Annotated in this window: 8 protein-coding genes; all 8 read right to left on the reverse strand. The window is 76.7% G+C overall.

The features are described from left to right. Window positions 1-12: 12 nt before the first annotated feature. Window positions 13-1,245 (reverse strand): RDD family protein, encoded by a 1,233-nt coding sequence (locus BKA21_RS03195; protein ID WP_140458670.1) that lies wholly within the window; start codon window positions 1,243-1,245, stop codon window positions 13-15. Next, window positions 1,242-3,620: a transglutaminase TgpA family protein gene (locus BKA21_RS03200; protein WP_140458669.1), complete on the reverse strand. Its 2,379-nt coding sequence runs from the start codon at window positions 3,618-3,620 to the stop codon at window positions 1,242-1,244. The genes BKA21_RS03195 and BKA21_RS03200 overlap by 4 nt, the downstream gene beginning before the upstream one ends. Then, window positions 3,617-4,759 carry a DUF58 domain-containing protein gene (locus BKA21_RS03205; protein ID WP_140458668.1) on the reverse strand — a complete coding sequence of 381 codons (1,143 nt, stop codon included), beginning with the start codon at window positions 4,757-4,759 and terminating at the stop codon, window positions 3,617-3,619. Before BKA21_RS03205 ends, BKA21_RS03200 begins: the two co-directional genes overlap by 4 nt. Before the next feature lie 3 nt (window positions 4,760-4,762). Beyond that, window positions 4,763-5,719: an AAA family ATPase gene (locus tag BKA21_RS03210; RefSeq protein WP_140458667.1), complete on the reverse strand. Its 957-nt coding sequence runs from the start codon at window positions 5,717-5,719 to the stop codon at window positions 4,763-4,765. Window positions 5,720-5,790: 71 nt separating this feature from the next. After that, window positions 5,791-11,814: an Ig-like domain-containing protein gene (locus BKA21_RS03215; RefSeq protein ID WP_140458666.1), complete on the reverse strand. Its 6,024-nt coding sequence runs from the start codon at window positions 11,812-11,814 to the stop codon at window positions 5,791-5,793. Next, on the reverse strand, window positions 11,811-13,322 hold the full coding sequence (locus BKA21_RS03220; RefSeq protein WP_140458665.1) for a serine/threonine-protein kinase: 1,512 nt from the start codon (window positions 13,320-13,322) through the stop codon (window positions 11,811-11,813). The genes BKA21_RS03215 and BKA21_RS03220 overlap by 4 nt, the downstream gene beginning before the upstream one ends. Beyond that, on the reverse strand, window positions 13,319-14,722 hold the full coding sequence (locus BKA21_RS03225) for an FHA domain-containing protein (RefSeq protein WP_140458664.1): 1,404 nt from the start codon (window positions 14,720-14,722) through the stop codon (window positions 13,319-13,321). The genes BKA21_RS03220 and BKA21_RS03225 overlap by 4 nt, the downstream gene beginning before the upstream one ends. After that, entirely contained in the window at window positions 14,719-15,606 is an 888-nt protein-coding gene (locus BKA21_RS03230) for a PP2C family protein-serine/threonine phosphatase (protein WP_140458663.1), read from the reverse strand. Before BKA21_RS03230 ends, BKA21_RS03225 begins: the two co-directional genes overlap by 4 nt. Between the last annotated feature and the right edge of the window lie 23 nt (window positions 15,607-15,629).

The raw sequence follows: 15,629 nt of genomic DNA on the forward strand, positions 1-15,629 counted from the left end.
ACTCTAGGACCGTCAGGGCACGGACGCCCGTCCACCTCCCGCCGGGACGGCCAGCACCCGGAACGTGCAGTCCCCGAGCTGCACGGTCGCCCCGGGCCGCAGCCGCACCGGGTGGTCGACCCGGCAGACCACCTGCTGGCCGTCGGGCAGGGTGACGACCGTGCCGTTGGTCGACCCGCGGTCCGCCACCCACGCGCCGTCCGCGTCGACGCCCACCTGCAGGTGCGTCTTGGACACCGAGCGGCCCGGGTCCATCACGCGCACGACCTGCACGCCCGGGGCCGGTGCGGGGTTGCGTCCGACGAGGGCGCTGGTCTCCACCACCACGACCCGGCCGTCGTCGAAGGCGAGCCGCGCGCCGCGAGCGCCCGGCTCGGGCTGCACGGGACGCACGTCGGCCCGCGGCGGTGCCGGCCGTGTCATCTCCAGCTCGGGGGCGAGCCCGAAGACCAGGTCGGGCGAGCCTGGGCGCACCAGCGGCACTGCACGGGTGTCGAGGTCGGGGCCCGAGCGCTGCTGGTGCAGGGGCGCCAGGCGCAGCGCGCCGGTGGCGGTCGGCACCCCGCCCGACGGCGTCCGCGGCCCCGCTGCGGGGAGGCCGGCCCCTGCGACCACGGCCTGCGCCGGGACGGCCCGCGCGGGCACCGGGACGACGTCGCCGACGCCCGGCACCGGCGGCACCAGGCCGGGCCCGTCCGAGCCCCGTGCACGGGCGCCCGCACGGGCCGCCCTCCGGGCGGCCTCCTGACGGTCGACCCGGAGCACCTCGGCGCCGACGGCCTGGTCGTGCCAGCCCCGCCGCCGGCCGGTGCGGTCCAGCAGCGGCGACGCCAGCACCACGAGCTGGCCGACCCCGCACGCCAGCGACCCCGCGGCCACGACGAGGCCGCGCACGAGCACCCGCCACGCCCCGACGGGCGTCCGGGCGTCGGCGTCGACGGTGCGCACGCCCAGCAGCAGGCGCCCGAGCGTCCAGCCCAGCCGCCCGTGCAGGAGCCACTGCACGAGGGTCAGCACGGCGGCCACGACGGTGCCGGCGACGAGCAGCGGCACGGGGACCGCGCCGGCGACGGACCCGGGCTCCGCACCGCCGACCACGGCACGGACGGCGTCGGCCAGGGCCAGCACCACCAGGCCGCCGCCGAGGAGCAGGACGAGCACCTGGTCGACGGCGACGGCGACGAAGCGTCGCCCCAGCCCCGCGGGCTGGTCGCCGACCGGTGGTCGCAGGGACGTGCGGGTCATCGTTCTCCTCGGGGACGAGGGGGACGACGCGCGGACCGGCCGCGCGTCGGACGGGACCGGGGGCCGGACGCGCCGGCCCGCCGGGAGGGGCGCCGCAGCGACGCCACCGAGGCCAGCGCCCGCACACGGGCGCGGCGGGACAGGGTGCCGCGGAGCTCGGCGACGACGGCCTCGACGTCGCTCCAGTAGGCGTCGACCTCCGGGGGCGCGGGGTCACCGGCGCCGAAGACCGCGCGGTCGGCGCGGGCGGCGAGCGCCCGCAGACGCGCGGCGACCGCCGGGTGCGCGGCCGCGAGCGTGCCCGCCCACGACCCGGCGGCCTCCTGACGGGTCGCGGACCCGGGCGGCGGCGCGCCCATGTCGTGGGCGGCGTCGACGACCTCGTCCCACCCGCCCGCGACCCGGTGCACGGGGTCCGCCAGGGCGCGGCGACGCCGTCGGCGGCGTGCCTTGAGCGCCACCACGACGAGCAGCGGGCTGAGCAGCACCAGCAGCCCGGCCAGCCCGATCCCGGTGGCGGTGAGCACGAGGCGCAGCCAGCGGGCGACGGCGCTCTCGCGCTCCTCGTCCTCGGTCTGCGGCTGCTCGGTGTCGTCCTCGGGCGGGTCGACGCGGTCCTCGGGCAGGTCCGGCGGCTGCACGACCTGCGGCTGCGGGTCCGAGGGGGTGTTCTCCTCCTCCTCCTCGGGGGTCTGCGACGACGGGGGCGTGGGGTCGAACGCGACCCAGCCGTGCCCGGCGAACGCGACCTCGACCCACGCCTGGACGTCCTTGCCGCGGATCTGCACGGCACCGTCCTCCGTCGTCGGCACGGTCACCTCGCCGGCGTCGCCGGCGTCGCCGGCACCCGGCACGAAGCCGAGGACGACGCGGGCGGGCAGCCCCATCTGGCGGGCCATGAGGGCCATCGCCGCGGCGTACTGCTCGCCGTCGCCGACCATGATCGACGACCCGCCGAGGAGTGCCGCGAGACGCGCCGCGCCGTGACCGGCGAGCGAGGGGTGGTCGCCGGCGTCGGTGAGGCCGTGGCTGAAGAACCCCTCGGTGGCGAGCCAGGTCTCCAGCGTGCGCGCCACCTGCACCGGCGTGCCCGCGTCGCGCGCGACGTCGGCGGCGGTGACCGCCACGCTCTGCGGGACGCCCGTCGGCGGGGGCTGCACGACGGGCGCGCCCGGCGCGGCGCCGATGGTCTCGTCGTCGGGCGTCGTCGGCACCACGACGTCCACGGCGTACGTCTGGCCCTGCTGGACGCCCGAGGTGAGGACCGCACCGCCCGTCGCGTCGTTGTAGCGCAGGTCCGCCGCGTCGGCGCCCAGGTCGAACGCGGTCGCCTGGCCGACCGTCGGCAGCCACACCCCGCGCAGCGCCTCGATCGTCACCCGGACGGTCGCGCGCTCCCCTGTGACCGAGGTCTCGACGACGTCGCCGACGCGCCGGAACTCCCCGGACGCCTGCGCGGAGCCGTCGCCCGCGACGTTCCACACCACGCCGTCGTACCGGTCGAACGTCGCCAGGCGCACGCGGGCGTCGGCCGGGAGCCCGTCGACCGTGAACAGCACGGTCTCGTCCTGCTTGACCATGCGCCGGAACGCGGCCAGGGGGCTCGGGTAGTCGCGGGGGTCGAAGGGCGGGGTGATCTCGTCGCGGACGACGAACCGCGGGGTCGAGCCCGTCACGAGGGGTCCGCCGACCAGGCCGCCGGCGGCGACGACCGCGGCCATCAGCCCGGTCGCCAGCACCCGGCGCGGCCGGAAGGTGCCCGTGCGGGCCGCCGCCCACGGCAGCAGCACGAGGGTCATGAGCACGCCCGCGAGGACCGGCGGGACCGGCGGCGTGCGCGTCCCCAGCACCACGGACGCCACGAGCACCACCGGCGGCACGAGGGCCGCCGTCGTCGCCGCGCCGGCCCGGCGCACCCGCAGCGTCAGCGCCGCCGACGCCGCGCTCCCGACGAGGGCCACGACGAGCGCCGCGACGAGCAGCGTGCCCGACGCCCCCACCGGCGGCTGCAGCGTGACCACCTGGGCCCACGTGGACACCAGCCCGCGGGCCAGCGCCGTCACGGTCGCCGGCGTCGGCACGACGCCCGCCACGGTCGTGGTGGGCGCCGCGAGCGCGCCGCCGAGCAGGAAGTACCCGGCCAGGAGCGCCGCGACCACCGTCAGCGCCGACCACCGGCGCACGGCCCCCAGCAGCGCGGCACCCGTGCCGAGCACGAGCCCGCCGACGAGGGCGGGCAGCACCGCGCCCGTGCCGTACGCGGGCAGGAGCGGGGTCAGCGCGAGCGCGAGCGTCGCGAGCAGGACCAGCAGGTCGGCCAGGGCCGCGGACGGTGTCCGCACGCCCACCGCCCGCCGGGCGGGCGTGGGGCTCATCCGGCCACCCGGCGCAGGGCCCGCGGCAGGTCCTCGAGCCGGCCGAGCGTGGCCAGCGTCGTCGAGCCCTGCGTGCGGACGGCGACGTCCGCCCCCCGGGTGCAGCGCAGCACGACCGCGCGGGTGCCCGCGGGCAGGTGCCGGGTGCCGAGGCGCACCTCCGCGTCCGTGGGCACGCCGCCGGTGACGAGGAACGCGACGGACACGTCGGGGGTCTCGCGCACGACGCGGCGGCCCAGCAGCGCGACACCCGCACCGGCGGCGGTCGACGCCACCCGGGCGCAGTCGTCGAGCAGGAGCGGCGGCGTCCCGGTGCGCAGACGACCCGGTCCGGCGAGCACCTCGACCTCCCGCTCGTCCCGGATGGCCTGCACGGCGATCGATGCCGCCACCGACACGGCCGTCTCGAACTCGTCGGCGTCGGCGTAGTCGCCCGTCGCGGTGGCCAGCGCCACGGTCGTCAGCGTGCGCCGGGTGTCCTCGAACTGCTTGACCATGAGCTGGCCCGTGCGGGCGGTGGTGCGCCAGTGGATGTACCGCCGGTCGTCACCCGCGACGTAGTCGCGCAGCGCGTGGAAGTTCAGGTCCGAGTCGGACAGGTCGCGCGTGGCCTGGCCCTCGAGGTCGCGCAGCAGGCCCGCGTTCGCCCCGCCGAGCGCCACGACCTCCGGGTGCACGAACAGCTCGTACGGCTCGGTCCACCGCAGCCGGCGCCGCGCCAGGCCCAGGGGGTCGCCGCGGCGCGAGAGCACCGGGCCGACGACGACGACGGCACGTCGGTCGGTGGGGATCGCGAACAGCTCGTCGTGCACGGCGCCGGGCGCCAGCGACGGCACCGCGAGCTCGGCCGTCCGCTCCCCCACGGGCAGCTCGACCTGGGACGGCAGCGACCGGCGGCGCGCCGCGTTCCGGACGTCGAGCCGACCCACGGCACGCTGGCCGATCCGCACGCGCCGGTCAGCGAGGTCCAGCACGACCCCGTACCGGGGCCGCCCCGCGGTCATCAGCACGGACACGAGCAGGGCGCAGACCAGGGCGACGCCCAGGCCCGCGAGCTCGCCCCAGCCCAGGAGCCGGCCGGCCACCAGCGACACCACGGCGAGGACGGCCACCCCCCACCCGACGGGCGAGACGTGCACCGGTCAGGCCACCCGCATCGTCGGCGGCGCGACCTGCTCGAGCACGCGGGCGACGACGTGCTCGGCGGTGACGCCGGCGAACTCCGCCTCCGCGTCGAGCACGAGCCGGTGCGCGAGCACCGGCTGCGCCAGCACCTTGACGTCGTCGGGGACGACGTAGTCACGCCCGGCGGCGGCCGCGGAGACCTTCGCGCACCGCACCAGCGCCAGGCCGCCGCGCACGGACGCGCCGAGCGCGGTCTGCGGGTCGTCGCGGGTGGCCTCCAGCAGGCGGGCGATGTAGTCCAGCAGCGCCGGGTCGACGTGCACGGTCAGCGCGAGGTCGGCCATCGTGCCGATCGCCTGCGTCGTGATCCGCGGGTGCAGGGCGAGGGTGCGGTCCTTCGCGCCGGCGAGGATCTCGACGGACGCGGACCGGTCGGGGTAGCCGAGCGAGGTCTTGAGGATGAACCGGTCGAGCTGGGCCTCGGGCAGCCGGTACGTGCCGGCCTGCTCGATGGGGTTCTGCGTCGCGATCACCATGAACGGGCGCCCCACGGGGTGCGTCACGCCGTCGACCGTGACGTTGGCCTCCTCCATGACCTCCAGCAGCGCCGCCTGCGTCTTGGGCGACGCCCGGTTGATCTCGTCGGCCAGCACCACCGAGGCGAAGATCGGGCCCGGGTGGAACTCGAACCGCTGCGTCGACTGGTCGTAGATCGTCACGCCCGTGACGTCCGACGGCAGCAGGTCCGGCGTGAACTGGATGCGGTGGTGGCTGCCCTGGACGGTGGCCGCGATGGCCTTGGCCAGGGACGTCTTGCCGGTGCCGGGGGCGTCCTCGAGCAGGACGTGCCCCTCGGCGAGCATCGCGACCAGCACGAGGCGGATCGGCTCCTCCTTGCCCAGCAGGGCACGGCCGACGTTGGCGACGAGGGCCTCGAAGGTCTCGCCGAACCAGGTGGTCTGCTCGGGGGTCATGTGCGGGGCGCTCCTGGTTCGCGGGCGGGCGGGCGGGACGGTCGGGGCGGGCGGGGTCGGACGGGCCGGCGTCACTGCACCATCACCTCGAGGGGTGCGGTCCAGCCGCTCCAGCCGACGGCGTTGCGGGCGCGCAGCGTCAGCGTGTACGTGCCCGCGTCGAGGTCGTTGAGCGTGACGGTCTCGTCGACGGCGGCGTTGTTGTCGGACCGGTTCTCGGGGCCGGCGAGCTGCCACTGGACCTGCTCGACGCTGCGGCCTCCGTCGCTCTCCAGCACGACCTGGAACCGCAGCGCACCCGTGCCGGACCCGTCGAGGACCTGCGCGCGCACCGTGGCTGTGCTGGGCTGACCGGGGTCGGACTCGGCCGAGGCCCAGGGGCTCCAGCCCGCGGCGTTGCGCACCCGGTACTCGAACCTCGTACGGTCCTGCGTGCGGTACGGCGAGTCCACCGACCCGACGGCCGCACCGTCGACGCGGTACTCACGGGCGTCGACCGGGGCACCGCCCGTGCCGTTGTCGGCGAACGACACCACGATCTCGTCGACACCGCCGGGTGACGCGGTGACGGTCGGCTGCTGCGGCCGCGTGCGGATCGTCACGCTCCCCGAGGTCGCGCCGTCACCGCTGAGCCCGCGCGAGCTGGTCGCCGTCACGGTGAAGGGCCCGAGGGCGCCCGCGCCGAGGCCCGAGAAGGACCGGGACCGGACCGTGGGGCCGACCGTCGTGTCCAGGTTCGGACCGGTGATCCGGTAGCCGGTGATCGTGATGCCCGCCCCGCCGGTGCTGGTGGGCGCGTTCCAGGTCAGCTCGGCCGTCCCCTGGCCGAAGTCGGCGTCGGGGCCGGCGGTCAGCGCGACGTTCTGCGGCGCCGTCGGCGCGCTGATCGTCTCGCCCGTGGTGGTGCCGGCGGCGGACCACCCGGCCTTGTTGCGCGCCCGGACGGCGATCGCGTACGTCCGGCCCCGCTCGGCGGGGCTGATGGTGCAGGACGTCGGGCCGTTCGACACGCACGTCTCGGACCCGTCGACCCGCACCTCGTACTGCGCCACCTCGTCGCCGTTGCTCGACGCCACGGTCCAGCTCACCTGGATCGCCGCGGTGTCGCCCCACGGCTGGGTCTTGCGCTCGGCGGTCACCACGGGGGTGGCCGGCACGCCCGCGGGGGTCTGCGGCGCCGACGACGGGCTCCACGCGCTGGGCTCCGGCGCACGGTTCTGCGCGCGGACCCGCACGGTGTAGGCGGTGCCGTTGGCCAGACCCGTGAACCGGTAGGACGTCGTCGGCGTCGTGACGACCGCCGGGCCCGACGCCGGGGCCGGGGTGATCTCCAGCGTGTAGCTGGTGATCGGCGACCCGGTCGACGTCGGTGCGGACCACGTGGCCGTCAGCGCACGGTCGCCGAACTCCAGGGACGGTGCCGCGGGGGCGTCCGGCACCGCGTCGGGACGCGCCGGGGCCGACGACGCGCTCGGCTCGGACCAGCCGACGGCGTTGCGCGCCTCGACGGTGAACGTGTGCTCGACGTCGTTCTGGAGCTCGTCGATCGTGCAGGTCGTGCTGGCGCACGCGTACGTGCGCCCGCCCGGGGACGCCGTGACCCGGTACTCGGTGATGGGCTCGCCCCGGCTGTCGGGCGCCGTCCAGGACAGCACGACGGTCCGGTCGCGGACCTCGCCGACCCGCGGGGGCACGGGCGTCGCGGGCACGCCACGCACGCGGACGGTGACGCGCCCCTCGACCTCGCGCGCCGGGTCACCCGTGGCGTCGCGGACCCGGTAGCGCACCGACATCTGACCGACGAAGTCGTCGGCGGGCCGCACCGCGACGCTCGAGCTCGTGGCCGACGCCGTCCCCGCGCCCGGCGTCTCCACCGTCGCACCGGTGACGGTGAGCGGGGAGCCCGGGAACGGGTTGTAGGCGTCGTCGAGCACGGGCACGGACGTCGTCTGCCCCTGGACGCCGTCGGGCACGTCCCACGCCCGGACCGTCGCCAGCGGCTGCGTCGAGGCGACCACCGCGAGGTCGACGACGGCCGTCATGCTGCCGGCCCGCCCGTACCCGATGGTGACCTCGACCTGCGCCGTGGTGCCCCGCGGCGTCGACGCGTCCGCCGACACCCGCAGGTCCGAGCCGTCGAGCGCCACGGTGAACCCTGGCGCCGGCGGGGACGTGATGCGGTAGGTGTAGCCGTCCTCGACCGTCGCCGGGCCTTCGGGACCCGTGGTGAACGACAGGAGGTCGACCGCGCGCGCCGCGTCGCCCTGGCCCACGTCGAGGGCGGCCGGCCCGAAGGTCGGGGGGTAGTCGTCGAGCGCGTACACGGTGATGGGCAGCGTGATGAACGACGTGCGGGCGGTCTCGTCACCGGCACCCGTCGCGTCGGTGACGAGGACGCTGATCGACGCGGGACCGACGTACCCGTCACGGGCGCGGAAGAGCAGGGTCTCGAGGTCGTTCTCCGGGACGAGCGCCGACCCGTCGGAGTTGACCGCGGTGACCTGGCTGACGTCGGCGATCCGGGCGGTGCGCCCGGGCGCCACCTGCACCTGCTCGCCGAGGTCGATCCGCAGCTGCTCGCCTGCGGGGACGCGCAGCTCCGGGGCGCGGGGGCGCATCTGCGGCGGGAAGAAGCCGAGCGCGGGCACGGTGATGAAGGCGTACGCCGACGCCGACCGGTCGGTCGTGTTCACCAGCACGTACGGCACGGTCTGCGCCTGGTCGGCGAGCGTGACGACGACGTCGCCGTCGTCGGTGACCCGTGCGACGTCGCGGTGCGAGGTGGGCACGCCGACCTCGAGGTCGGACGTCGGCCCGGACGGGTTCTGGGCGACCTCGAGCACGTCGACCCGCACCTCGGTGCGGCCGAGCGTGTCGATGGCGGGGACCGTCACGTCCCGGGCGACGGGCGGCAGCACGGGTGCCTCGGGGTCGACCGTCACGGTGAGCACACCGGTGTCGGTGCCGCCGCGGCTGTCGGCCACGCGGTAGACGACCAGCAGGACCCCCGCCTCGGCGGGCGCGGTCAGCGCGATCCGCCGCCCGGCGACCTCGGCGTCGAGGCCCTCGGGCATGTCGACGATCTCCTCCAGCGTGAGCTCGCCGGCACCGGAGGCCAGGTCGTTGGCCAGGACGCGGACCTCCACCCGCTGGCCGGGGCGCAGCGTCACCTCGTCGGGGCGCGCCTGCACGGTCGAGGCCTGGGTGGGCCGGGGGGCGACGCCCACGCGGACGGTCGCGACCGCGCGCTGCCCCACCCAGTCCTCGACGGCGTACGTGAAGGTGTCGGTGCCGGTGCTCCCCGCGAACGACTCGTACTCGAGCCAGTCCGGCCCGGTCGCGGTGACCCGGCCCAGGGTGGGGGCGCTGGCCTGGCCGAGCAGCGTGACGCCGTCGCCGTCGTCGTCGATGCCGACCAGCGGGATGGGGATGCGGACGGTCTCGCCCTCGAAGACGCGGGCGACCACGTCCTGCGGGCGGGGCGGCGACTTCGTCGACGGGTCGGACTCGTGCACGCGCACCGTGACGGTCGCTGCGGTCACGTTGCCCGTCGCGTCCTCGACGGCGAACGTCGCGCGGGCCGTGATCGGCTCGTCCGGCGCCTGGTACCGCAGCACGTCGCCGGAGACGAACAGCAGGCCCTGCCCCTCGGCGAGCGGCTCGGGCAGCTGGCGCAGCAGCGTCAGCTCGTCGCCGTCCGGGTCGGACGCACCCTCCAGCACCGGGATCGTCACCACCCCGCCCGTGCGGACCCGGACCTCGACGTTCGGCACGACCGGTGGCTGCTGGGACGCGTTCGGGGCGACGGGCTGCACGACGATCTGCCCGACCGCGCTCGCCGAGCCGTTGGACACCTGGTAGTCGAGCACCACGGGCGCGTCCAGCGTGCGTCGGGCGCTGATCTGCACGTACCGGTGCTCGAGGAGCGCGACCTCCAGCCCGCTGCCGTCCGGCACGTCGACGCGCTGCAGCACGAGCACGTTGCCGGCGGGGTCCTCGTCGTTGGCGAGCGGGTCGACGGTGACCTCGCCGCCGGCCGGCAGGTACGCCACGTCGCGCACCGCCACGGGCGGCAGGGCCTCCTCGGGCCACTCCAGCACGTCGATGCGCGCGAGCCCGGTGGCCTGCTGCGGTGCGGCCGTCACGACGAACTGCACGTAGAACGGCCCCGAGCGCGCGGCCCGGAACGTGAAGGTGCCCGCCTGCAGGTCCGGCACGATGGTCGCACCGGCGACCTCCCCGACGGCGGCGAGTCGGGCGGGCTCGGCCGACCCGCTGCGCACGGCGTCCAGGGGGCGGAGCGTGACCTCCTGGCCCACGTACGTCACGGCGTGCACGGGGTCGATGCGCGGCGGCACGGACCCCGCGGCGCGCACGTCGACCTCGACCACGCCGTCCACGACGTTCGTGCCGTCGCTGACCTGCACGGTGACCTGGGTGCGCCCGAGCGTGCCGCCGTCGGCGGTGAACGTCAGCACGCCGTCCTGCCGGAACCGCGCGGTGCCGGCCGCGGGGTCGGCGCTCGCACCCACGAGCAGCAGGTCGTCGCCGTCGGGGTCCGCGAAGTCCGCGAGGACCGCGTGCTCGACGAACCCGCCGGCGTCGACGGTCGCCGTGGACGTGCGCACCTGGGCGGGCGGCGCGTCGCCGTCGCTGACGGTCAGCACGACGGTGGCCGTCGACGGGGCGTTCTGCCCGCGCCCGTCGGTGACGGTGTACGTCAGCTCGGCGGACCCGGTGGCACCGTCGGCGACCCGCACCTGCAGCGCGCGACCGCCCTGCACGGCCTCGACCGTGCCGAAGTCCTCCGGCAGCGGCGCGAACTCCGACACGACGAGGATCCCGCAGTCGGACGACGAGTCGTTGTCGATGACGGGCAGCAGGCGCGAGCGTCCGGCCCGGACGCCGAAGGCGTCGTCGACCGCGACGGGCGCCGTGCTCTGCTCGGCGCACTCGGTCACCGGCTGCTGCGTGACCTGGGCCCCGTCGGACTCCTCCTGCGAGTCCTCCGGGTCCTCCTCGGGGACGACGTCCTCCCAGTTGGGCACGCGGACCTGGGTGTCGAGCTGCGGCAGCCACACGCGCCCGCCCGCGGTCTCGTTGAGCACGACCATGCCGCGGTTCACGCGGAACGCGAGCGTGTCGCCCGGCCGCATGCCCTCGAGGTCCTCGACGACCGCGTCCTGCCCGTCGCAGAGCCGCAACGACGAGCCGACGGTCGACGACCACGCCGCGTACGCGCACGACCCGACCCGCACGGGCGCCGCCGGCGGGCCCGAGCCGGTCGTCGGGTGCTCGCGCGCGGCGCCCCCGTCGAGCGGCACCTCCCAGAGCGCGGACGACCCCGCGACGAGCACGGACGACGCCTGCGGGCCCGGCTGCTGGAGCACGAGGTCCTCGTCGTCCACGGTGACGGCGCCGCCCGGCGTGTGCACGGTGCTGCCCGACAGCGCGACGGCCTCGTCGCCCACCGCCGTGAGGGCGTCGAGCTCGAGCGCGCCGAAGGAGCCGGCCTCCTCCGCCTGCACGACCCCGTCGAGGGCCGGCACACGGGTCACGGCGCCGTCCTCGGGCGCGACCGCCAGCACGACGCCGGACGTCGCGACGACGGCCTTCCCGCCCTCGCCGAGCTCGAGGTCCGGGGCGTCGTCCTCGACGCGCAGCCCGTCGAGCGTCGTCATGGTCCGCACCCACACGCCGCCGTCGGCGTCCACGAGGACGACCCGGCCCGCGGCCATGTCGACATCGACGTCGCCGATCGCGACCTGCGTGGTGGTCGTCACCGTCACGGGGTCGACGACCGACAGGACCGCGGGCTCGACGAGGAGGACGTCCCCGGCGTCCTGGAGCACGTCGAACGTGCCGCCGGTGGTGACCAGGCCCCCGTCGAGCTCCTCGACGGGCACGTTGTACCGGCCGAGGCTGAGCTGGCTCGTGGCGGTCAACCACACGCCGCCGTCGTTCAGCTCGACGCGCGCGAGCGGGAACCCGCGGTCGAGCAGCGCGAGGGAGAGCACGAGCGCGGGGACGGTGACGACCGCGGCGGCCGTCGTCACCGGCCGCCGGCGCCACGTGCGCAGGTCCCACCAGGTCACGGCACGCACCCCTGCGCCGGACGGGCGGAGGAGCTGCGGTCGGCGCGCACGATGGACACCTGGACGCACACCTCCTCACCGGCCTGCTGCGCGGGCACGACGGCCCGGGGCTCGTCGACGAGGACGAGCTCGGGCTCGCCGGTCGCGGTCAGGACCCCCCACAGGTAGGCGTCACCCTCCTGCGGGTCCGGATTCTGCCACGTGACCTCGACCGACCCGTCCGCCAGACGGGTGCCGCCGATGCCCACCGGGGCGGGCACCGCGGCCGCGACGGGCTCCTGGGGCGGGGACGTGAACTCGGTGCTGGCGGGCCCCGGCCCGGGCGTGCCCCGCCCACCGAGGGTGACGACGAGCAGCACGGCTGCCGCGGCGAGGACGACCACCGCGGACACGGCGGCCGCGACCCGGCGCCGCGTCGGCGGTGCGTCCGGCTCCCCCGTCGGCTCGGCCACGCCGGGCACGGGTGCGGGGTCGAACGTCAGCACGGGCCGCCGCCGGGTCACGCCGTCGTCGAGGTCGGCGGGGGCGGGGGCGGGCGCGGGCCCCGGGTCGAGCTGGAGCACCGACCGCACGCGTGTCGCGTCGTCGGGGTCCGGCGCCGCGGACGGTCCGGCGTCGACGGGCTCGCGCAGCCCCTCGTCGGGCAGGTCGAGCGCGGTGACCGGCAGGTGCAGCGACGCCTCGACCTCCTGCAGGGCGCGTGCGACCGCGACCGCCGAGGGGTACCGGCGCGACGGGTTCTTCGCCATCGCCCGGTCGAGCACCGCGTGCAGGGCCGCCGGGACGTCGTCGCGACCGATCGGCGGCACGGGCGCGCGCTCGATGCGGGCGACGAGCTGCTGGGCGCTGTTGGCCCCGCCCGGGACCTCGAAGGGCGTCCGCCCGGCGAGCAGCGAGTAGATCGTCGCGGCGAGGGAGTACACGTCGGAGCGCACGTCGCCCGCGGGCGGCTCGGCCAGCAGCTCCGGCGGGGACCACGGGATGGACATGCCGGTGGCGGCGCCCGCGCCGGGGCCCGTCGTCGCGGCGATCCCGAAGTCCGTGAGGGCGGGCCAGCCGAAGTCGGTCGTCAGCACGTTCGCCGGCTTGATGTCGCGGTGCAGGATCCCCGCCCGGTGCGCGGTCTCGACCGCCGACGCGAGCCGCACGCCCACGCGCAGCACCTCCGCCACGGACAGCCGCTCCACGCGGTACCGGTCGGCCAGGCCCGGCCGGGAGCAGTACTCCATGACGAGGTACGGGCGGCCGTCGTCGGCGATCGCCGCCTGGTGGATCGTGACGATCGACGGGTGGTGCGACAGCTGGGCCATGAGGTTGGCCTCGGTCTGGAACCGCTCGCGCACGTCGTCGTCGAGGCTCCCCGCGAGCAGCACCTTGACCGCGACGTCGCGGCGCGGCAGCAGCTGGCGGTACAGGAACACGTCCGCGAACCCGCCGAGCCCGAGCACGCGCACGTGCTCGTACCCGGGCAGGCGCGGGGGCGTCGACGGCGCGCGCCGTGCGGTCACGTCGTGCGCTCCACCGTGAACGTCACGCCGTCGCCGAGGTCGACGACCTCGTCGGTGGCCACGACGCTCGGCTCGCCCGGGTGCAGACGACGCACGCCGTCGCCCGCGCGCGAGACGTGCACGCCGTTGGTGGAGTCGAGGTCGGTCACCACGACGTGCTCGCCGTCGACCCGGACCTCGGCGTGGGTGCGCGAGATGTCCTGGTTGGGGCTCGGCACGGTGACCAGGCGCGGCAGCTCGCGGTTGGTGACGCGGGCGACCTGCGGGGCGCGGCCGAGCAGCACGGAGCGGTCCAGGGGCACGACGAGCCCGGTGGACAGCACGAGGCGCGCGGACAGCGGCGCCGGGACCGGCGCGAGGAACGGGCCGGGCACGGCGTCCTGGCTCCACGTCGGCAGCTGGTCGCGGATCTGCGCGAGGTCGCTCGACAGGATGGTCATGCCGTCGTGGTCGTCGTCTCCGGGCTGGTGCGTGCCGACCCGGATCATCGGCACGTCCGCCACGGCCGGCGTCGGCACGTCCGCCGGGGTGAGCACGAACGGCTCGTCGTCGACGGGCTCGAGCCCGGGCACGCCCGGCGCACCGGCGCCGCCGACGAGGTCGGGCAGGTCCGGCACGGGGTCCGCGGCGGCGGCACCGTCGTCGCCGGCCCACCACGGCGTGGCGGTGCCGGAGGCCTCGGGCGCCAGGTCGGGCACGGTCTCCAGGTCGGGGACGAGGTCGAGCGGCTGCCGGTCCGTCGGGGCGGGCAGGGCCACGGCCGCCGCGTCCCCGGCCGGCTCCGGCGCGGGTGCCACGACCGGGGCGCCCAGCGTCGCCGCGGCGATGCTCGCCTCCGAGCGCGCGGCCCGGCCGGAGCCGCGCCGCTCCCGCAGCGCACCGGGTGCGGCACCCGACGCGGGGCCCGCGACGTCCGCCGCCCGCGCCGGTGCAGCGGTGCCCGCGGCGTCCAGCACCCCGGCCAGCCGCACCGCCGCCGCCCGCACGACGCCCGACCGCACCGGCCACCACGCCCGCCCCTGGGTGCCCGCGCCGCCGACGCGCACGGTGGCCCCGCCCGTGCTGCTCGCCCGGTGCTCGGTCCACACGGCGCCGAGCTGCGCCTCGACCTCCTGCACGCCGTCCGCACCGGGGACCGCCAGGTGCACGTCGCCCCGCAGCACGGCGTGCACGTCGCCGCCGGAGGCGAGGTCGACGACGACGAAGTCCGGCAGGTCGGCGAACCCGCCGGCAGCGAGCACGCCGAGGGCCGCGAGCACGCCGCCGCCGTCGCGGGCCACCTGCCACAGGCCGTCGACGGTCGCCGCGGCCGTGCCGGGCTCGACGAGGGCGACGAACCCGTCGCCGAGGACCGCGGTCCAGTCGCCCGGGACGTACTCGTGGTGCTCGTGGGCGCTCATCGCGGGTCCTCCTGCGGCTCGGGCCGCTCGCTCGTGCCGGCGTCCTGCCCGGCGTCGGTGGTGTCCCTCGGCCCGCGCGGGACGGTCGATCCGTTGAGCATCTCGTCCCACAGGTGCGGGCCGAGCTCGGCGGGCCGCGGGACGGTCATCTGCACCTGCTCCTGGGCCCCCGCGGGCGACGCGACGTCGACGACGACGACGCTGACGTTGTCGCGCGCGCCGTGGGCGAGCGCGTCCTGCACCAGGCGCGCCGCGGCCTCCTGAGGGTCCGCGGACTGCACGAGCGCGCGCTCGACGTCCAGGTCGGTCAGCTCACGGGTCAGGCCGTCGGTGCAGATGACGAGGCGGTCGTCGACCCCGGCGGGCAGCAGCCAGTAGTCGGGCTCCGGGGGCTCGCCGGTGCCCAGGGCGCGGGTCAGCACGTGCCGCTCGGGGTGCCGGCCCGCCTCCGCGGGCGTGATCCGACCCGCCTCGAGGAGCTCCTGCACCACCGAGTGGTCGACGCTCACCTGCTCCAGCGCGGAGTCCGACCAGCGGTACACCCGCGAGTCGCCGACGTTGAACACCAGCCAGTAGTACCCGCCGTCGTGCTCGGTGACGGCCACGCCCGCGACGGTCGTGCCGCCCTGGCGCCCGCCGGTGAACTCGGCCCGGATCCGGGTCGAGGTGCGCGCGAAGCACGCGTGCACGTCGTCGGCCGTCGCGGTGGGCTGCCCGGCCAGCTGGGCGAACTCCTCCACGGCGATCCTGCTGGCCAGGTCGCCCGCGTCGTGCCCGCCCATCCCGTCGGCGACGAGGAACACGGGCGGGTACGCCAGCAGGGCGTCCTCGTTGACCTCGCGGACCCTCCCGCGATCGGTCGCCGAACCCCACGACGTCCGCACTGCACCACCCGACCTTCCGTCAC

This window comes from Cellulomonas oligotrophica (assembly GCF_013409875.1).
In the GTDB taxonomy this organism is placed as follows: Bacteria; Actinomycetota; Actinomycetes; order Actinomycetales; family Cellulomonadaceae; genus Cellulomonas; species Cellulomonas oligotrophica.

Excerpts from the sequence above, each read along its gene's own strand:
- BKA21_RS03195 (WP_140458670.1), bottom strand. The coding sequence starts at position 1,245 with ATGACCCGCACGTCCCTGCGACCACCGGTCGGCGACCAGCCCGCGGGG.
- BKA21_RS03200 (WP_140458669.1), bottom strand. The coding sequence starts at position 3,620 with ATGAGCCCCACGCCCGCCCGGCGGGCGGTGGGCGTGCGGACACCGTCC.
- BKA21_RS03210 (WP_140458667.1), bottom strand. The coding sequence starts at position 5,719 with ATGACCCCCGAGCAGACCACCTGGTTCGGCGAGACCTTCGAGGCCCTC.
- BKA21_RS03225 (WP_140458664.1), bottom strand. The coding sequence starts at position 14,722 with ATGAGCGCCCACGAGCACCACGAGTACGTCCCGGGCGACTGGACCGCG.